26 protein-coding genes are annotated in these 19,417 nt (G+C 41.2%); 22 read left to right on the top strand and 4 right to left on the bottom strand.

What is annotated here, in order from left to right:
- The 3 genes from H1X92_RS12210 to lysC all read left to right on the top strand — a co-directional run.
- Positions 1–171, top strand: a 171-nt coding sequence (locus H1X92_RS12210; protein WP_180560408.1) for a glycoside hydrolase family protein, incomplete at its 5' end; no start/stop codon positions are given.
- Entirely contained in the window at positions 141–521 is a 381-nt protein-coding gene (locus H1X92_RS12215; RefSeq protein WP_180560409.1) for a hypothetical protein, read from the top strand. The genes H1X92_RS12210 and H1X92_RS12215, both read left to right, overlap by 31 nt.
- Complete coding sequence (gene lysC, locus H1X92_RS16335) at positions 436–702, top strand: Rz1-like lysis system protein LysC (RefSeq protein WP_441293616.1); 267 nt, start codon at positions 436–438, stop codon at positions 700–702. The genes H1X92_RS12215 and lysC overlap by 86 nt, the downstream gene beginning before the upstream one ends.
- Before the next feature lie 96 nt (positions 703–798).
- Here lysC and H1X92_RS12225 read toward each other — a convergent pair whose 3' ends face one another.
- On the bottom strand, positions 799–999 hold the full coding sequence (locus H1X92_RS12225; protein ID WP_180560410.1) for a hypothetical protein: 201 nt from the start codon (positions 997–999) through the stop codon (positions 799–801).
- A gap of 422 nt (positions 1,000–1,421) precedes the next feature.
- Here H1X92_RS12225 and H1X92_RS12230 point away from each other — a divergent pair, with 422 nt between their 5' ends.
- The 15 genes from H1X92_RS12230 (at position 1,422) to H1X92_RS12300 (ending at position 12,390) form a co-directional block, all read left to right on the top strand.
- Positions 1,422–2,003, top strand: a complete 582-nt coding sequence (locus H1X92_RS12230; RefSeq protein ID WP_180560411.1) for a hypothetical protein — start codon at positions 1,422–1,424, stop codon at positions 2,001–2,003.
- Positions 2,000–2,203 (top strand): hypothetical protein, encoded by a 204-nt coding sequence (locus tag H1X92_RS12235; protein ID WP_180560412.1) that lies wholly within the window; start codon positions 2,000–2,002, stop codon positions 2,201–2,203. The genes H1X92_RS12230 and H1X92_RS12235 overlap by 4 nt, the downstream gene beginning before the upstream one ends.
- A gap of 513 nt (positions 2,204–2,716) precedes the next feature.
- A complete protein-coding gene (locus H1X92_RS12240) occupies positions 2,717–3,229 on the top strand; it encodes a terminase small subunit (protein ID WP_180560413.1) in 513 nt (170 codons plus the stop codon).
- Between the two features lie 2 nt (positions 3,230–3,231).
- The gene (locus H1X92_RS12245; RefSeq protein ID WP_180560414.1) at positions 3,232–4,719 is read left to right on the top strand and encodes a terminase; all 1,488 of its coding nucleotides are present in this window, start codon (positions 3,232–3,234) and stop codon (positions 4,717–4,719) included.
- Positions 4,719–6,089 (top strand): DUF4055 domain-containing protein, encoded by a 1,371-nt coding sequence (locus tag H1X92_RS12250; protein WP_180560415.1) that lies wholly within the window; start codon positions 4,719–4,721, stop codon positions 6,087–6,089. The genes H1X92_RS12245 and H1X92_RS12250 overlap by 1 nt, the downstream gene beginning before the upstream one ends.
- Complete coding sequence (locus H1X92_RS12255) at positions 6,086–7,207, top strand: hypothetical protein (RefSeq protein ID WP_180560416.1); 1,122 nt, start codon at positions 6,086–6,088, stop codon at positions 7,205–7,207. The genes H1X92_RS12250 and H1X92_RS12255 overlap by 4 nt, the downstream gene beginning before the upstream one ends.
- Before the next feature lie 96 nt (positions 7,208–7,303).
- On the top strand, positions 7,304–8,071 hold the full coding sequence (locus H1X92_RS12260; protein WP_180560417.1) for a hypothetical protein: 768 nt from the start codon (positions 7,304–7,306) through the stop codon (positions 8,069–8,071).
- Between the two features lie 12 nt (positions 8,072–8,083).
- A complete protein-coding gene (locus tag H1X92_RS12265; protein ID WP_180560418.1) occupies positions 8,084–9,301 on the top strand; it encodes a major capsid protein in 1,218 nt (405 codons plus the stop codon).
- A 47-nt stretch (positions 9,302–9,348) separates the two neighbouring features.
- Entirely contained in the window at positions 9,349–9,834 is a 486-nt protein-coding gene (locus H1X92_RS12270; RefSeq protein ID WP_180560419.1) for a DnaT-like ssDNA-binding protein, read from the top strand.
- On the top strand, positions 9,834–10,187 hold the full coding sequence (locus H1X92_RS12275) for a hypothetical protein (RefSeq protein ID WP_180560420.1): 354 nt from the start codon (positions 9,834–9,836) through the stop codon (positions 10,185–10,187). Before H1X92_RS12270 ends, H1X92_RS12275 begins: the two co-directional genes overlap by 1 nt.
- A gap of 1 nt (position 10,188) precedes the next feature.
- Complete coding sequence (locus tag H1X92_RS12280) at positions 10,189–10,674, top strand: hypothetical protein (RefSeq protein ID WP_180560421.1); 486 nt, start codon at positions 10,189–10,191, stop codon at positions 10,672–10,674.
- Positions 10,671–11,072 (top strand): phage tail terminator-like protein, encoded by a 402-nt coding sequence (locus tag H1X92_RS12285; protein ID WP_180560422.1) that lies wholly within the window; start codon positions 10,671–10,673, stop codon positions 11,070–11,072. Before H1X92_RS12280 ends, H1X92_RS12285 begins: the two co-directional genes overlap by 4 nt.
- 49 nt (positions 11,073–11,121) lie before the next feature.
- Positions 11,122–11,772 (top strand): phage tail tube protein, encoded by a 651-nt coding sequence (locus tag H1X92_RS12290; protein ID WP_180560423.1) that lies wholly within the window; start codon positions 11,122–11,124, stop codon positions 11,770–11,772.
- Positions 11,773–11,785: 13 nt separating this feature from the next.
- On the top strand, positions 11,786–12,091 hold the full coding sequence (locus H1X92_RS12295; protein WP_180560424.1) for a phage tail assembly chaperone: 306 nt from the start codon (positions 11,786–11,788) through the stop codon (positions 12,089–12,091).
- Between the two features lie 26 nt (positions 12,092–12,117).
- Positions 12,118–12,390, top strand: a complete 273-nt coding sequence (locus H1X92_RS12300) for a DUF1799 domain-containing protein (protein ID WP_225505409.1) — start codon at positions 12,118–12,120, stop codon at positions 12,388–12,390.
- Between the two features lie 40 nt (positions 12,391–12,430).
- Here H1X92_RS12300 and H1X92_RS12305 read toward each other — a convergent pair whose 3' ends face one another.
- The gene (locus H1X92_RS12305) at positions 12,431–12,682 is read right to left on the bottom strand and encodes an Arc family DNA-binding protein (protein WP_180560426.1); all 252 of its coding nucleotides are present in this window, start codon (positions 12,680–12,682) and stop codon (positions 12,431–12,433) included.
- 28 nt (positions 12,683–12,710) lie between these two features.
- On the bottom strand, positions 12,711–13,454 hold the full coding sequence (locus H1X92_RS12310) for a helix-turn-helix domain-containing protein (protein WP_202881811.1): 744 nt from the start codon (positions 13,452–13,454) through the stop codon (positions 12,711–12,713).
- A 265-nt stretch (positions 13,455–13,719) separates the two neighbouring features.
- Between H1X92_RS12310 and H1X92_RS12315 the strand changes: the two genes are divergently transcribed.
- The 3 genes from H1X92_RS12315 to H1X92_RS12325 all read left to right on the top strand — a co-directional run bounded on the left by H1X92_RS12315 (position 13,720) and on the right by H1X92_RS12325 (position 17,936).
- Positions 13,720–14,565, top strand: coding sequence for a phage antirepressor N-terminal domain-containing protein (locus H1X92_RS12315; RefSeq protein ID WP_180560427.1), 846 nt, complete (start codon positions 13,720–13,722; stop codon positions 14,563–14,565).
- Positions 14,566–14,656: 91 nt separating this feature from the next.
- On the top strand, positions 14,657–17,620 hold the full coding sequence (locus tag H1X92_RS12320; protein WP_180560428.1) for a phage tail tape measure protein: 2,964 nt from the start codon (positions 14,657–14,659) through the stop codon (positions 17,618–17,620).
- Positions 17,621–17,723: 103 nt separating this feature from the next.
- Positions 17,724–17,936: a hypothetical protein gene (locus H1X92_RS12325; RefSeq protein WP_180560429.1), complete on the top strand. Its 213-nt coding sequence runs from the start codon at positions 17,724–17,726 to the stop codon at positions 17,934–17,936.
- A 19-nt stretch (positions 17,937–17,955) separates the two neighbouring features.
- Here H1X92_RS12325 and H1X92_RS12330 read toward each other — a convergent pair whose 3' ends face one another.
- Positions 17,956–19,182, bottom strand: coding sequence for an RNA-guided endonuclease InsQ/TnpB family protein (locus tag H1X92_RS12330; RefSeq protein WP_180558336.1), 1,227 nt, complete (start codon positions 19,180–19,182; stop codon positions 17,956–17,958).
- Between the two features lie 58 nt (positions 19,183–19,240).
- Here H1X92_RS12330 and H1X92_RS12335 point away from each other — a divergent pair.
- The coding region (locus tag H1X92_RS12335; RefSeq protein ID WP_180558337.1) for a transposase at positions 19,241–19,417 on the top strand (177 nt) is incomplete at its 3' end.

Below are 19,417 nucleotides of genomic sequence, written 5' to 3' on the forward strand. Positions count from 1 at the left end.
AATTTTGCCAAATCGACATTACTCAAAAAGCTCAACGCTGATGACCGAAAAGGCGCTTGTGAAGAAATGAAACGCTGGGTTTATGTCGATGGCAGAAAGTGGAAAGGATTAATGACCCGTCGGGAAATAGAGAGCGTAATATGTTATGGAGACCTTACGCATTTGGCGTAGTGATTATTGTGGGGTTAATCGTCTGGGCGTCTTGGTTGTTGACATCCTTAAACGAAGTCAAGGCATTAAATAAAAACCTCACCGTTGACCTCAATAAACAGATAGCCATCACCACTAATGCTTTTCAGTCAATGAAGGTAATCAATGATATTGCACGAATTAATAGTGAGACCCGTCAGCGTAAAGCAGTTGACTCTCAGGCAACACAAGCAGCAATTAAAACGCATGTCGTCCATCAGGATTGTGCCAATCGCATTATTCCTCATGGGGCTATTGTCGAGTTGCAGCAGCACACGAAACGAATACGTTCAGACGCCTCACATTCCGATACCCCCTTACCTACTCGCTGATTGCTTACCGCCAGCCATCACAGATATGATGACATGGCGTGATAGTCTGGTACTCAATGAGCAGTTACTGACAGTGATTGAGCTGTGTAATCTTGACAAACAGGCGATAAGGCGAATTGAAGAAAGTAGTTATAAAAATTTAAATGATATGATTGAGCCACCCCACAATTTAGTGAGATAGCTCAACAAGATTATTTCGCCTTGGAAAATATTGGTTAAAAACTAAAAGCAGATAAATCTTCTGCAAGAAAATATTAAAAACGAATATTACCAGTTTTTATCTTGGACAAATAAGCTGCACTTCTCCATCTGGCTGGATGAAATGACCTAATGCTTCAGTTTTTCCAAACTGAGTATCACAAAAATATTTTGGTTCATTTTTAGTTTGGGACTGCTCTTGGTTATTTTCTTGAGCTAATGCGGTTAAGCATGTAGATAGAATAGAACAAATAATTATTGATTTTGATAATAGTCTCATTTGTAACTCCTATTTGGTTAATGAAATAATATTCAAAGTATCGTTCAGATATTAAATATTTCAACTAATTTTCGTTACTGCGCCCTCACTGCGCATTAATCAAACACAGAACCTAACAGAAAGTCGAGCCTGAGAATTGCCGTTTAAAATGGTACTTTTCTGTGGGCGGCTTTTCTGTGTGAGCAGGCTCGACTTTCTGTAAGGAAAAGTACGATGAAAGCAGTAACAACTATGAGCAATGTTAAAATCTATTAATTAACAATTTTAAAACTTACCACCCAGCGTACCACATGCGCAACTAATCCAAACATCGAACCCGTTATTTAGGAATGAGCCTTTGAGGTAATCAGTTTTGCTGATGTCACTTCGATGGGCTGATTTCCTATGTGGCAAAGGTTCATTACCTAAGTAAGGAAGACATCATGGATCATGTATTAACATTTAAAACACACAATATTGCTCCCTTTAATAACGGTGACGGGAAAATCTGGTTCACTAATAAACAACTATCTATCTTACTGGAATACAAGGACGAATCTTCTATTACTCGCATTTTTAACAGGAATAAAGATGAGTTTACAAATGAGATGTCAAGGACGGTCAATTTGACCGAGACTAATAAAAACAATGAGTTACGCTATAAAAAAATAAGAATTTATTCAGTTCGTGGTGCTCATCTAATCGGAATGTTATCTAAAACCAAAGTTGCTAAATCACTCCGTAAGTGGTTACTGGATTTAGCGGAAAAAGAAAGCCAACCAACAAATCTTGCTCTGTTAGATATGGAAGGATTGAAATCATTAACGATTGGCGAAATGCAAAACAGGTTGGTTGCTGCAAATAAATGGTCGTTTGACAATTTTGGTAGAAAGGGAAGCGACTTAATGAACCTACGTAAGCGTCATCTGAATAAGATACGTAAAGCAGAAAAAACAATTATGGCACTTTCTCAATTAAGACTACCAGGATTTGATGATACGCCAAATGGAGAAAGTCAAGCATGACTCCTGAACAATTCATTGAGACGAATGTCAAGGCCGAGTTAATGAAGCTTGGTTTTTCTCTATCTGTAGCCAGTTTAGCAACAAATGAAGCTATTAGATACTATCGACAATCTAAATCAACACAACGCGGTAAAATGATGGCCAACTGTCTTGATGTAGCTAAACAGTGGGTGGGAAGAAATTCAGTAAAACAGTGGTAGATTTGTGATGAACCTCTTCAAAGTAAGAATAGTTATGATTGGTTTATTATTGTTTCTGTCTAGATGGGCTAGCGCAATAACCGTGACCTTCAGGACAAAGAAAGCACTTATGTTTCTTATGATATAATTTTAAACATTCAGCGTTATTTGTACCTTCAGTAGGATAATCGATTATTGGCTCTTGGGTTACAGCAAAAAAAAGGACTAATGCTTAAAAAACCAATCGAAATAATCAATGCATTGGATAATGATTTCATGTTTTATCCCCCAGAAGAAAATGAATATTATTACTAATAATATTTCTTTAATTTAACATTTAAATAACTTTTTTGTAAAATAATAAAATTTTATAAAAGTGAAATTATCAGCATTTTATGTAAGTTTATTCGATGTGCTGTCTCAAATATTCCCGATGTTACACAAATCAAACCAGCATAATATTCTTATTGGCATTCATTAAATACACTGATCATATTGTGAAATTTTATAAATTAAAACAAACAAGGTAAAGATATGGCACTCACAGACAAGCAGGAAGCATTTTGTCGCGAGTACCTGATTGATTTGAATGCGACTCAGGCAGCAATTAGAGCCGGGTACAGTGAAAAAACAGCAAAAGATATCGCATGCCAAAACTTAGCAAAACTCAACATTCAAAAACGCATACAAACCCTCATGGAAGAACGTAAGAATCGCATTGAGGTTAATGCTGACTACGTGCTTAAGCGGCTGGTTGAGATCGACCAAATGGATGTACTCGATATTCTGACCGATTCTGGCGATTTAAGACCGATCAAAGATTGGCCTAAAGTTTGGCGGACAACATTAAGCGGTTTAGATATTGCAGCCATACGAGTTGATGGTGCAGAAGCATTGCTCAAAAAAGTAAAGTGGCCAGATAAAGTTAAAAACCTTGAGTTACTTGGCAAGCATGTCTCAGTACAGGCTTTTAGAGAACAAGTAAAAAATGAGCATGATGTGGTCGGAACGTTATCTAATCTTATGGACGAACTTTCACAAAAATAACTATGAAGCCACAACATTTAGCTTTATTGCGCGATAAGCTTTGGCGACTAAATCATCTTTATTGGATAACGGATAAAACCGGAAAACCAATTCGATTTGACATGACCCCTGAGCAGTTATTCTATTTTGAAGGAATGCATACCAGAAACATCATTCTAAAGGCGCGTCAGCTAGGGTTTACGACTGAAGTGTGTATTATTCAGCTTGATGCGGCGTTATTTGAATCTGCCAGGTGTGCATTAATTGCGCATACTCTTAATGATGCTAGGCGATTATTCAGAGAAAAAACCAAATACGCTTATGAGCGACTACCGGCTGAAATAAAAGCGGCTAACCCAGCCAGTAATGATTCAGCGGGTGAACTGGTATTCCATAAAGGGGGTTCACTTTACATTAGTACTTCATTTCGCGGTGGTACATTGCGTTATCTGCATGTTTCTGAATTTGGCAAGATTTGTGCAAAATATCCCGATAAGGCACGTGAAATTGAAACTGGTGCTTTTGAAGCGGTATCCAGTGATTGCTTTGTCACTATAGAAAGCACGGGCGAGGGAAGATCTGGTTACTTTTATGATTATTGTCAGTCTGCTGAAAAAGCACAATTTCAAGTAAAAAAACTTTCACAACTCGATTGGAAATTCTTTTTCTTCCCATGGTGGGAAAACAATAATTATGCAATTGATCCGGTTGAGCCCATTCCAAAGCGGCTAATTGATTATTTCACTGAGCTGTCCGGCAAACATGGCATTTGGTTAACCGACAAACAGAAAGCCTGGTATTACGCAAAAGAGAAAACGCTTGGTGATGATATGAAGCGGGAATATCCCTCACTTCCCGCTGAAGCTTTCCAACAATCAGTAGAAGGCGCCTACTATGCCAGGCAGTTTCGTTATCTTTATCAAAATAAACGCATTGGGACATTGCCTAATAACAGCCATTTGCCAGTACATACATATTGGGATATTGGGGTAGGTGATTCAACGTCAATATGGTTTGTACGTGAAGTGGGAAATGAATTTCATATTATTGATCATTACTCAAATAGTGGTGAAGGGTTGCGGCATTACATGAAGATACTGAAAGATAAAGGCTATACCTACGCCAGTCACAATGCACCTCATGATATTGATAATCGTGAATTTGGTTCTGACGCAAAATCCAGGCGTGAAATTGCCAGAGAAGGCTATGAGATTGATGGGCAGAAATATGCAATACGATTTGATGTAGTGCCAAAACTTTCCATTGATGAAGGGATTGAGGCGGTACGTGAAATATTGCCAAATTGTGTATTTGATGAACATCGATGTGCCGATGGAGTTGCTCATTTAGAAGCTTATCGCAAAGAGTGGGATGACAAGCTGGGTTGCTGGAAAGATAAACCCCTACATGATTTTACGTCACATGATGCTGATGCATTTCGATATTTTGCGATTAGCCGAAAAAATAAACAGCGTCCCGCCTTTGAGATTAATTTAGGAACCACATTCTAATGAGTATGTCTAGTGTTGATTTTACCCGTCCTGAATATAAATTGTTTGTGTTGCAATGGGCATTAGTTCGGACAGTTTGTAAAGGGGATGATTCAGTAAAAAACTATCTGCCGATATTAGAAGAATCGAATAAAGAACGCAAAAGGAAACGTAATAGCGATTATCAAGATCGTGCGGTGTTTTATCCGATAACCGGTCATACCCGTAATGGGATGATAGGAATGGCTTTTAAAAAAGATCCGCTGGTTGAGATTGATGAAAGACTGGCTTATCTGAAAGAGGATGCTGATGGAGCGGGTTCAAGTCTTTATCAGTTAGCCCAATCGTCATTGGAATCCGTCTTGGAAGTGGGACGACATGGCTTATATGTCGATTATAATAACGAGTCAAAGCAAGTCTATTTTTTTCAATACAAAGCCGAAGATATTATCAACTGGCGAATGCAACGCATTAATGGTCGTAATCGCTTAACTCTGGTGGTATTACGTGAAACAGTAGAAGAACAAGACGGTTTTGGATTCAAGGATACCATTCAATATCGTGTTCTGGCTATTGAAAAAGGGAAATTTATCTGTCGCGTTTATCGAAAACCTGCAGGAAACAGTGTTTACCAAATAGATGTTGAATATATCCCTGATCGCGGTGGCTCAGGTGCTTGGGAGGAGATCCCGTTTACCTTTATAGGTGCTCAAAATAATGATCACACTATTGATGAAGCGCCGTTACTTGGACTCGCCAAAATCAATTTGGGTCATTATCGAAATTCCGCCGATTATGAAGATTCGGTTTTTTTCTGTGGTCAGGTGCAACCCTATATTAGCGGCTTGAAAGATGAATGGCGTGACTGGTTAGAGAAAAAGGGTATATTAGTCGGCTCCCGCTCACCCATTTTGTTACCTGAGCAAGGTTCCTGTGGTTACATTCAAGCACAGCCTAACATGCTAGCGAAAGAAGCGATGGACAGTAAGCGTGATTATATGGTGGGGTTGGGCGCTCAATTAGTTTCTGCTGATAATAAAGTGAAAACCGTTATTCAATCAGTGGGTGAATTAAGTGCACAAACATCTGTCCTGAGTATCTGTTGCGCGAATGTCTCAGAAGGTTTAACTAAAGGGTTAAAGTGGTGCGCTGAATATGCGGGTGCTGAACCTGATAAATGCGTATTTGAAATTAATAGGGACTTGGTCAATCACATTGCCGATAGCACGATGATACGTGAGATAGTGTCAGCCTGGCAATCTAGCGCCATTCGTCAATCTGACCTGGTGCGTAACTTGCAAAAATTTGACATTATCAATCCGGCTGATGAGGTTGATGTGGTGGTGGATGAACTCAATAATCAGCAACCCACTATGATAGGTGAGCGATGAGAACGGTGAATGAGCGCCTGATGGATGAATTACTTGCTCACTCGCTGTTTTCTGGTCGTTATGCTAGTGGGGTTGCTAAAAAGATGGTTAACACCCTGAATGCATTTGACGCTCAGCTCAGTGCATCCTTAATTGTGGCACTGGATGATGCCAATATCGATGCTGATAGTTTTACTGTAAGGCGATTAGAATCTTTGCTCGCCAGTGTTAAGGCTATTAATAAAAATGCGGTAGCCAACGCGTTTTCCCTTTTAAAGGGCGAGATGAAGGCGCATGCACAATATGAGGTAGATTATTATCCCGCTTTATTTGATTTTCTAATGCCAGAGGTTGTTCTTCGTCAATATCCATTGATGAGTCTCACCACAGATATGCTTTATGCAGCGGTGATGGCGCGCCCATTGCAGGGAAAACTGTTATCTGAGTGGGCTGAGGGTCTGGAAAAAGACCGCATGACGCGCATTAATAATACCGTTCGCAATGGGTATTTGAATGGCGATAGCGCTGTAGAAATGGGTCGTAAAATACGTGGTAATGTCAAGCAAGGCTATAAAGACGGTGCACTACAAATCAGTCGGGCAAATGCAACCAGTATTGCCAAAACCGCAATTAATCACCTACAAGCCACCGCCCGAAATCAGTTTGCAGAGGCTAATAAAAAACTCCTTGAGGGTAAGCAGTGGTTATCGACGCTGGACAACAAAACCTCTCATGCCTGTATTGTTCGCGATCGATTGAAATATACCCTTGAAAGTAAGCCAATCGGCCATAAAGTGCCCTATTTGCAAGGACCAGGAAAAATTCACTGGAATTGTCGTTCGACTGAAACATTGATCACTAAATCATGGCGTCAATTGGGAATTGATGTTGATGAAATGGACGAAAACACTCGGGCCTCGATGGATGGACAAACACCAGCCGAGACAACCTTTCTTCAATGGATACAACGACAATCCGCTTGGCGACAAAAGCAGGTATTTGGTGAAGTACGCTACCGGCTAATGAAAGAGGGTGGCATGCATCCGGCCCAGTTTTATAGCGATAAAGGTGAGTTTATTACACTGGATAAATTGAAAGAAATAGATAAACAAGCCTTCATTGCTGCTGAATTAGGCTAATTCTGCATTAATAAACATCAAGCCCGCGGATAAGCGGGTTTTTTTATTTACTAAATTTAACGCGCAAGGCGCATAGACAAATCTCAAGGGGAAATCATGAGTTTTATCAATATCGCTCGTAAATACCACTCACCAGCCGATGATCCTAATGGTGGTAGCGGCAGTGGTTCGCAAATCACGCCTGAACTACAAGCCATTATCGATAAGCAGGTCAATGAGCAAGTGGTGGGACTGAAAGCCAAAAACAGTGAATTACTCGGTAAACTCAAAGAACAAAACGAGAATCTAAAACGCTTTGAAGGAATCGATCCTGAACAGGTCAAAGGCATTTTGCAACGCTTTGACAATGATGAAGAAGCGAAGTTGATTGCCGAAGGCAAGATTGACGAGGTTATCAATAAGCGCACGGAACGATTGCGCCATGATGTAGAAAAAAAACTACAATCTGAGAAGCGACGGGCGGAAAAGGCAGAAGAATTTGCCAATAAATTCCGCAGTCGGGTTTTAGGCGATGAAATTCGTGCAGCTGCAAGTCAATCCGGCGCGTTAGCCAGTGCTCAGGAAGATTTAATATTACGTGCCAAGGGCATATTTAAAATCAATGACGAAGGTCAGGCCGTCGCTGTTGATGAGGAAAACAATCCGATTATGGGTAAAGATGGCCGTACACCTTTAACCCCCGCTGAGTGGATTGATTCGCTAAAAGAAAGTGCCCCCCATTTATTTCCTTCTGCATCCGGTACAGGTTCAGGGGATAGTAAGTCAGGGGGCGCACATTTTAAACGTTCTCAGATGTCTTCATCTGATAAGGCCGCATATATCCGGCGATTCGGTCGTGAAGCTTATCTGGGATTACCAAAGTAAGGAATTAATATAATGGCAACGACGGTTAATAGTGATTTAATTATTTATAATGATTTGGCTCAAACCGCATTTTTAGAGCGCAGACAAGATAATCTTGAGGTGTTTAATCAGGCATCAAATGGCGCAATTGTACTGGATAATGTTTTTATTGAAGGCGATTTACGTAAACGGGCATTTTATCAGATAAGCGGTTCGATTGAACATCGTGACGTGAATTCTACGGATAAAGTTACCGGTAAGAAAATTGGTGCGGGAGAATCCGTTGACGTTAAAGCCCCTTGGAAATATGGCCCCTATGAAATCACCGAAGAGTCATTTAAACGACGTGGCAGGGATGTTTCAGAATTTTCTGAGCTTGTGGGTACGGATGCTGCTGATGCTTCGCTTGAGGGCTATATCAAGTATTCCCTAGCAGCATTGGGGGCTGCGATTGGCGCTAATACGGATATGATGGTCACAGCTAATATTGCTACCGATGGCAAGAAGACCCTCACTAAGGGGTTACGCAAATACGGGGATAAATTCAACCGTGTCAATCTGTTTGTCATGCACTCAACAACCTATTTTGACATTGTTGATCAGGCGATTGATAACAAGGTTTATGAAGAAGCAGGCGTGGTAATTTACGGCGGCCAACCTGGAACGCTAGGTAAACCCGTATTAGTCACCGATACTGCGCCTGTTGATGCTATATTTGGGTTAGTCCCAGGGGCTATCACTATCACGGAATCACAGGAACCTAATTTTCGCTCTTATGAAATCAACGATCAGGAAAATTTAGGCGTTGGCTATCGGGGTGAAGGCGTGGTAAATGTGGGCGTGCTCGGTTACAGCTGGGATGAATCAAAAGGGACTAATCCTGATCTGACAAAATTGGGCACAGCTGGCAACTGGAAGAAACATTTCACCAGTAACAAATTAACGGCAGGCGTAATGATAAAATTGCAGCATGAAGCGAGTTTAGGGTTATCTGTGGATAAAACCACCGCGACAGCCAATAACAGCGATGCGGTGACCATTTCACTTGATTACTCAAAAGATAATCAACCTGTTCAGGGTGGCAATGTTGAGTGGTCAAGCACAGGTGGAAAATTGAGTAAAGCGGCGACTAAAACCGATGCAAAGGGTAAGTCCAGCGTCAAATTAACCGCCAGTACAGCAGGACAATTTACCGTCACTGCGACAGTAGATGGTGAGATGCGCACCACAGAAAGTATCACTTTTTCATAAAGAAAAATAAAGTTAAGGGGACTTTTGTCCCTTTTTTTGAGGTGAATATGATTGATTCGGATAAAAATTCGCCAACATTTAATAGTTATGCCAGCGTTGAGGATCTAAAGCGCTATGCCCGTGAAAGAGGAATTGATATACCCACTGATGGCTCACATATTGAGTCGATGCTGGTGAGTGCGATGGACTATTTAACGTCACAGCCATGGTTAGGAAAACGAACCCACTTAACCCAACCGCTATCCTTCCCACGCACAGGGTTATTTTATGACGGTGTGCCTATTGAGAATGACGCCATCCCTAAGCAACTCATTATGGCCCAGTGTCGGCTGGCGATTGAGTCAGAGAACGAAGATTTACAGCCAACGTTAGGGGGCGAAGTGACCACAGAACGTATTGAGGGGGCTATCACGGTCCAATATGCCTCGGGGACAAATTCGGGTTTACCCAAATTTGCCTGGTTAAATGGTTTGCTTAATGGCTTGTTAGATATACGTTCTGGATTTGCCATCAACACCTTTTCGGTGAGGTGATGATGAATCTTTATACTCGAATGGGTAAAACGACTGAGCGCTTGATAAAGCAGTACGGCATGGAGTATGTCTTAAAAAGAAAAGGCAAATTTTATGTTGATAAAAAGGGTCAGGAAATTATCGAACCCGATATGGTATTAAAGGCGGTCGGAGTAAAGACACAGTTTGCTATCAATGAAGTGGACAATTCCCTCGTTTTAACCAGTGATATTAAATTCATTGCGCATGCAAAGAGTAATATTCAACAGGGGGATATCATTATCATCGATAACATAAATCATCGAGTGATTGCTGTAAAAGAGATAAAGCCCCAACGCCAAACTATTTGTTTCATTGCACAATTGAGAGCTTGATATGACAAACAATTTTACAGCCGCCATTAATGCGTTTGTCAGTAAAGCAGAAGAAAAAATGGAAGTGGTTACAAAGGTGACATTCATTAAGATACTTGCAAGGTTAGTCATGATGTCGCCTGTCGGTAATCCTTCTATCTGGCAAGTGAATGCTAAAATAGCCGGAAAGGGAAAAGGAAAAGAAAGGAAGCCTGCAGGGTATACGGGGGGAAGGTTTCGTGGCAACTGGCAAGTGACGTTTGATGAAGTACCAATGAAAGAAACGGGACGAATAGATAAAAGTGGCGAGGTAACACAAGCTGAGGGCAATCATGTTATTGGTCAGTTTAAAGTGGGCATGAAGTCAGTCTATTTTTCCAATGTGGTTCCTTATGCTTATCGACTTGAGATGGGGCATTCAAAACAGGCACCGAAAGGTATGGTACGGCTCACGGCACAAGAATTTCAGCAGTTTTTTCATCAGGCCATCGCAGAGCGTAAAGGATGAACCCATTAACCATTAATACCGCGATACGGGCACATATTGCTCAATTTGCTGAGTCTGAAAATATCAAGGTTGCCTGGCCAAATTGTGAATTCGATGATATCAATGAACCCTATTTACAACTACACACCATGCCAGCGACAACGAATAATTTGAGTTTATCGCTCGATATGCCTGTATTTAGCGGTGTCATACAGATAAATGTAGTTGGCAAAGCAGGAACGGGCGACGCATTGGTCATGAATGTCGCTAATCGTTTAATAAATTTTCTAACAAACGGTTTTTCGTTGACCGATAATCTTTTTTTAAACGGCGAGCCATGTTTATTTCCAGCAATCTGTGATCAGGTTAATTATATTCTCCCCGTCAGCGTTGCTTATCGTTGTCACTCTACAATATAACATTGCCGCCATATGGTGGTTTTTCAACAGCCAATAATGAGGTTTTATCATGGCATATAATATTCCTAATGGTTCGCGTGTTTATGTAGCTAGTAAATATGCGGATGAGATAACAATTACGGCGGCTACCAATGCGACAGAGGCGGTATTAACTGTCAATTCGATTGGCAGTATTAAAACGGGCGATATTGTCCAGATTGATTGTGGCTGGAAAAAAATGTCAGGCGCTTTCAAAGTGAAAAAAGCAGCTGATACCAGTATTACACTGGAATCAATCGATACCACCGATAAAGCCGTTTTTCCCGTTGGTGGGGCTAAAGGAAGCTTGAAGAAAGTGGAAGAATGGGAGGCGATGCCGCAAGTCATGACATTATCGACGGAGGGCGGTGAGCAGCAAACGCAGGAAATTCAGTTTTTGGAAGATGAACAGGCAGAAACCGTTGATACCTTTAAAAACGGTATCACGCAGGTTTATACCTTTGCACATGATGCAAAATTACCTATTCGTAAGTTATTGATGAAACTGGATGACAGCAAGCAAATTACGGCAATGCGTTTTTTCAATAAACGTGCCAGTGAGGATCGTTATTTTACTGCTTCGGTCTCTTTCCAGCGCGTGCCCAATACAGCTATCAACGAGGTTGAAAACGTGGTAGCCCGTTTCTCACTTAAATCTGATTTGCAAATCTATGCAGTATAATTAAGGATGCAGCATGGCGAAATTTACATTGATACCCAAGCCAACGTTTAAAGCCAATGTCCTCATTCCGGTGGCAGGCAAAAAAGAGCCAGAGGTGGTGACCTTCACCTTTAATCACAAAGCCATGAGTGAACTGGAAACCATGCGTGAAATGCCGATTGATGAGTTCTACCAGCAGATTATTGCTGACTGGGCGATTGAAGAGCCTTATCACGCTGATAATTTAAAGCTGCTATTTGACAACTATCCCTCAGCTGCGAGCGCCATTAGTACAACGTATTATAGCGAACTATTAGGCCAACGCGAAAAAAACTTCTAGCGGTCGTTGAGGCCATGTATGGCGGCATGACCGAGACCGATATCCGCAACTTTGAAGCTGCCTTTGGTTTTACGCCGGAAGACAGCGAGGTCGAAGTTTGGCCAGATGTCTGGGAGGCTTATCTTACTTTTAATGCGCTTCGTACTCAGTGGCGAATGGGGGCGAATGGCCCCACAGGGCTGGATTACAGCGTGTTATCCGACGTCATCGATTATTTGGGTATTAATCAGGATAAAGGCGCTTTATTTAATGATATACGGGTGATGGAAGCGAAAGCCTTAGCGATAATGCACCAATAAAGCGGATATTTTTATCACAGGCTTTGAAGTGGGAAGGATATCAATTTTTATTATCATACAATTTAAGTAATGTATTGAATACCATTTTCTTAACTTCTTCAGCTTGAGAATCGACTAGTTTTTCAATATCGGTTTTGTAATCTTGTGGGGTAACTGATTTATCAAGGGCATCTAGGACAATCTGCGTCAATTCTGCATTAATAGATCTGCCATTCATTTTGGCGCGCCGTTTAATTTTTTCTTTAATTTCATGGGGCATTCTGAAATTAAATTGTGGGTCATCTCTTGCCATGTCAAAATCCTTAAGTTTATTAATTATTTCATATGATTAACTTACTGGATCTATTCATTGCAGGCAGAGATATATCAATGTGTACTGCAGGTATAAGTAAATTTGTTTTTGGAATAGTATTGGTAGCGATCTTTTCTATCGGGTAACGCTGATCAAACGGTGCTAAAGAAGATTCTTTTAAACCATAAAAAAATTGCCTAAACATTGTATGTTTGTGATTAATTACTGCTAGTACAAAATCTCCATCCATAAGTACATTGCATTTAGATATATCAAAAATAACTATTGCCTTTTTGGGAAAGCATATTCCATTGGACCCAACAGTTGACATAGCAGGTTCATCGATTTCTAAAGCAAATGAACCAGAGCTTTGGATGGTTTTTATTTCGCGCTCTACACATTCATCTAATAAATCGTCCGATTTCCCTGTTGGATCCATAGTATAGTGTAGCCAGTCAATTATTCTATTATGTTTTAGCACTGGCATGAATGACACATTCATTCTAGGACGACTAACATTATCAACTGGATGCATTAATTGAATAGGAGATTTACCAAGAACAGATCCCAGCTTTAGCAAAGTGTTTCCTCTTGGTTTAGCATTACCTGACTCATAAGCTGCTATTTGTCTCTGTGATACACCCACCAATGAAGCAAGTTGGGCTTGAGTTAGTGATTTATACGCCCGAAGGATCGTTATTTTTTGGCTAAACGGAAGCCTTGAGAACTCTTCTTCATTAATGTTCATCTTTTTCGCACTTGATTTATTCATAAAAGTTCATTAATATCCTTTTTATGAATTATTATGGCTATTTATGTAGTAATAAGCAAGGTAATATAATTGGTAAAAAGCTAATGTTGTTGATTAACATTATTTAATTAACTCTCGTGATTAAAAAAGACTTACATTTGATCAAATTTTATTTAATAGCTAAATCTAGAAGCGGTTGATGTTGTGTCTAGTAGAAAAGGCGAAGCCTTGACTAATTAGGATAGTCAAGGCCTCAAGTTTGTCCGAACCACTGAAGGAAACGAACATGAATAATATATCAATAACTAAAGCAGTTTGCACGATAAATGTACCGTTCCATGGCGCTGAGCTTTATATCGTCAACTATAACGGCGAACCATTTACCCCGATGAAGCCGATAGTAGAAGGGATGGGAATGATTTGGGCTGCTCAGTTTGTTAAGTTAAAACAAAGATTTATTTCAACTATTTCGGAAATCGAAATGGTTGCAGATGATGGCAAATCACGAAAAATGGTTTGCTTACCTCTTCGTAAACTTGCTGGGTGGTTGGCAACCATTAGTCCAAACAAAGTTAAGTCAGAAATCCGTGATAAAGTTATTCAGTATCAAGAAGAGTGTGATGATGTTCTCTATGAGTATTGGACTACGGGTGAGGTTAAAGCTAAACCACGTAAAAAAGTTAAGCAAATTGCTGGATGTATTACAGTAGAACAGCAAGAAGCCATCAAACAACTGGTACTGACTCGTGGCAAAAGCGTGCCACATGAACATCAGGGCAAAGCGACCATCACACTCTGGTCAGCACTGAAAAGTCATTTTGGTTGCAGTTATAAAGAAATCGCCGAAGAAAAATTTACTGAGGCACTGTCTCTTGCTGCTCGTGTACCGATTGAGGGTGAGTTCATCGGCAAAGCTCCTTTGCAAAATAATTTACCCGCTATTTGTGGAAGAATTATTCTTGACTATGAAAACGGTAGTGTAACTCGGACAGAAGTCGTCCCTTCTAATTATTTTATCGGGGATATTGAGACATTAATGGAATATTTAGAAAGACGCGGGGTTGTCGTGCTTGCTGATGAAACGGAACGCCGAAACTTTGTCAAAGATAATCTATTGCGATTAATCAACTGAGAAAACGATAAATCAATCATTTGAGCACCTTAAGGTATAAATCACTTACTACGCCAGCGCTGTGCTGGCTTTTTGTTGCAAGGAATCCGGTATGACCGATATCGCCACGATTTCATTAAAAGTAAACACGGCGGATTTGGAAAGAGGTGAACAGAAGTTAAAGTCATTTCAGGGAACAGCGGAAAAGGTTGAAAAGGCTTCCTCAAATCTGGAGGGTGGATTAAAAAAAGTTAGCTTAGCCTCACTGAGAAATGTCGAAACCATTAAGACGCAAAAAAGTGAACTTAACGACCTGTTAAATCGAATTAATCCCACCAATAAAGCGTTTGATGAACTGGATAAAATTAGCCGTAAACTCGCCGCTTCACATCAAAAAGGTTTACTCCCCCTTGACCAGTTTGTTGATTACAACACGATACTGGAAGAGTCGAGAGATAAGCTAAGCCGGATGAATCTGGCACTGACCGCAGAAGGGAAAGCGCTACTTGCACAGGAAGAAGCTTCAAAACGAGCGAAGTTAGCCGCGGATAATTTTTTAAATACATTAAAACAGCAATCAGACACGATAGGCAAGACGCGAACTGAAGTTCTTGAACTAAAAGCGGCGCAGATGGGCATTTCTCAACAGGCAGCGCCGATGATTGCCAAATTAAAAGAACAAGAAAAAGCGTTTATGAATGGCGCGGTAACGATGGGGCAATATCGTCATGCAATGCGTATGTTACCTATGCAGATGACCGATGTGGTGACCTCATTGGCTTCCGGTATACCGGCCTGGATGGTATTGGTGCAGCAAGGTGGACAGATTAAAGACTCGTTTGGTGGTGTTGGTAATGCCTTTAAAGCAATAGGCTCAATATTAACCCCTACCCGATTGTTGATGGGAGGATTGGCAGGTGTTACGGCAGCTGTTGCCATCGCCGCTTATAAAGGCTCACAAGAGTTTAGTGAATTTAACAATAAACTCATTTTAACGGGTGGGTATGCAGGGAAAACGGCAGGGCAACTTGCTATGTTGGCCAAACAGTTGTCAGCAGATGGCATAACACAAGGTGGAATGGCGGATGTAATAACTAAAGTTGTGGGGTCAGGTTCATTTTCTGGCAATGAAATTGATAATATTGCCAATGTCGCTGCCAGAATGGAAAAATTGGTGGGTCAATCTGTTGATGAAACAATAAAACAGTTCCAGCGCATTAAAGATGACCCAGTTAAAGCGATTAACGAACTTGACAAAAGCCTACATTTTCTGACTACAACGCAACTAGCGCAAATATCGACATTACAGGAACAGGGAAGAAAGCATGAAGCCGCTAAAGTTGCCATGGAAGCCTATGCGACTGCAACGAAAAATAGAACTCAGCAGATAAAAGCGAATTTAGGTTATCTTGAGTCAGCCTGGGCAGTGGTTAAAGATAAAGCAAGACTCGCTTGGGATAGCATGTTAGATATTGGTCGTGAACACACATTAGACCAGAAGATACGTGATTACGAGGAAAAATTAGTTGCATTCCAGGTAAATCCGGTTGCAAGATTAAATTATTATAATGCCTCAGGGAAAACAGCGACAGATTTAAGGCGTGAACTTGATTTACTGAAAGAGAAAAAATATCAACAGGATATTGAAAATCAGAGAAAACAAGCGGCGGTAAGGGCTCAAGAGGCAGAGAAAGCACGTTTTAGGGTTGACCAGGAGCTCAAACACAAATTTGAAAATGCGGAAGAAAAGCATCAAAGTGAGCTTGAAAGAATAAGAAATTCGGGTGGTTCAAAATCCGTTATCGATGAAGCGATAAGGCGTGAAAATGCCCGTTATGCGAAAGAAAAATCAAGTTCAGACTCAAAAGCTGATGCATACCGCCCATCTTTAGGCACACGTTGGGAAGAAGAAGCGCAAGCCAGAAACAGAGCACTGCAGGCAGAATTACGAACATTACAGGATGAAAGTCAATATGTTGGGATTATCAGCCAGCAACGCAGGGAACTTTTCAAAACAGAAAACCAGCTAGTCATTCTTGAAGAGGCCAAAAGTGGCACAAACAAACGCCGTCTGAGTGAAGATGAGCGGTCATTATTATTAAAAAAAGAAGCCATTCTCTCTGAGAAGCGTGAAGCTGCACAGATAGGCGATAAAATTGAGAAACAAAAACAACTCAATGCCTTGCGGTTATCGAATGATGGATTGCAAGAAGAAATAAGACTCAGGCTGGAGAGTATTGGCAAAACCGAGATTCAAATAGCGAAAGAGCAGGAACTAAAGAAATATCGTGAAGAAATGGCCCGTAAAGGGATTGAGCAAGAAAACCCTGAGTATGGTCGAGGCCTTTCACTCATTAATGAGAAGTACAAAAATGAGGAGTCATTGCGGAAAAACTGGGAAGCAGGGATTAAGCAAGGATTTACAAATTTTGAACAACAAGCGAGGGATGCTTATGGCAATGTTGCGAATGTTACCAAATTTGCCTTTGAAGGAATGAGTCAATCACTGACGGATTTTTTAGTGACGGGGAAGTCTAATTTTGCTGACTTCACTAAATCATTACTTGAGATGATTGTGAAGTTAATGACGCAAATGGCGATGCTTCAGGCGATGAAAGCGGCTTTTGGTGGACAAACAGGCGGAGTTGGAGGAGCGATTGCTAATATTTTTGGTTTTTCATCAGGCGGATATGTGGGCGGTGGGGGTAAATATGACCCGAAAGGTATCGTTCACGGTGGGGAATTTGTATTTACCAAAGAAGCGACTCAGCGGTTAGGTATCGCTAACCTGTATCGCCTGATGGATGGAAGTAAGCGAGGTTATGCGTCTGGCGGATATGTGAGCACATCTTCAACGCCCATGTACGGCATGCAACCCGTAACAAACGGTGTTAATGTCAATTTAGGCGGTATTCATGTTGACGGTCAACCGCAGCAGTCCAGCCCTTCCAATGTCGATATGCGCGCAGCGGAGCAATCCTTAACCCAGAAAATCAAATCGGTCTTAGTGGCAGAGAGTCGAGATGGAGGTGATTTGCATAAAATTATCAAGGCAGTCAATGGGCGGGGGTATTAATCGATGAGCGCATTTTTGATAGGAAAAAATTTCACTTTTGTTATGCTTGGCATCAATTTAGACTAAGTCAGTATTGGCCAAACGTAAAATCAAAGGAAAAACAATGAAAAAAACGTTACTGTTTTTAATCCCAACCCTATTTTCTGGCGCGGTATTAGCAAAAGCCGGTGAGAGTACGCTCTCTTTTGGTTATTTGAATGTGAAGTCTGGCGGAGAGAAGGAATTAACTGAGAAAGCGGATACTACAAAACCAGACCCTGAAGGAATTGCAACAGTTTATGCTATTGACATCCTCCCCCACCTTCACACTTCGTGACTCAGGAGGGGGATTCCCGTTAGTCGGAGACTATCTGATCGCTCAGAAGCCTGGTTCCTGCTGCTGACGGCATTACTGCACCGTTCACTTCACAGGCTAACACGGCATGTCCTGCCGCTAAAATGTTACGAGCTCCGTTGATATCTGCGTTCTCTGTATACCCGCACTCAAGGCACTCGAATCTACTTTGTGATTGACGATTTTCTTTCGCTGTATGACCACAACATGCACACCGTTGACTTGTATATGCCGGAGGCACAGCTAATACCTGACCACCGCGCCATAGCTGCTTGTACTCAAGCTGACGGCGCATTTCATACCAACCCTGATCCAGTATCGAACGGTTAAGTCCTGATTTTGCCCTGACATTCCGTCCGTGCTGCTCTTGTGTACCTTTTGCCGATTTCGACATGTTACTGACCTTTAAGTCCTCAATGACGATCATCGCGTGGTTTTTGCTGATTTCACTGGTGACTTTGTGAAGGTAGTCTTTGCGGATATTGGTTATATGCGAGTGGAGACGTTGGATTTTTCGCTTCTGTTTTTTCCAGTTATTGCTGAATTTAACTTTACAGCTTAACTGACGCTGGAATTTCGCCAGCTTTTTTTGGTTGGTTTTAAAACTGTTTACAGGTTCAAACACTGTGCCGTCTGACAGCGTGGCGAGTCTGGTTACACCTGCATCCAAACCAATCATTGTTGCTGACGAATGAGGCTGAATGTCCATTTCCAGTTCGACCTGAAACGATATATACCAGTGTCCCGCATGTTGGCTAACGGTTGCGTTTTTAATCTTACCGTACAGCTTTTGCGACTGCCGGAACTTTACCCATACCAAACCTGACGGTAATCTCACTCTGCCATTATCGAGCTGACAATATTTATCAAAATTAACAAAACGAACTGAATCACGCCCGTCATTTTTCCTTTTAAATACAGGAGCTTTTGCTGCCAGTTTTTTATCAAAGCAGCGTTTCCATGCCCCGTGCAGATCTTTGAGTTTCTGCTGAAGATTATCCGTGTAGGCTTCTTGCAAAAAGGAATGTTCCGGCTTTTTTTTCCATTCTGTGAGCATCCGATTTAGTTCAAACGCTGACGGTAGTTTACCGCCGGATTCAATAATGCGTTGCGTCTCTGCTAGCCCGTAATTCCAGATAAAACGAGCGCATCCGCACAACTGCCGCAAACGTTGCGACTGTTTTTCGGTTGGTTCGAGTCTGAATTTGTAGGCTTTTAGAATTAGCATTATTACTCAGTGTGTAGTAAATTATCTCACTATCTTACCGTATATCCGGTTAATTTCAATGCAAAAATATAAAATCAACCGTTCAAGACATGCAGCGTTTCTTTTACATGTTCACCTTGTCTTTGTGACTAAGTACCGAAAGAAAGTACTCAGTGGCTTGCACTACAAAGCATTTCATCAGTATGCAGGTGAAGTGTGTCGCGACTTTGGGGCTGATTTAAAGGAAAGTAACGGA

The organism is Arsenophonus endosymbiont of Apis mellifera, assembly GCF_903968575.1.
Lineage (GTDB): Bacteria > Pseudomonadota > Gammaproteobacteria > Enterobacterales > Enterobacteriaceae > Arsenophonus > Arsenophonus apicola.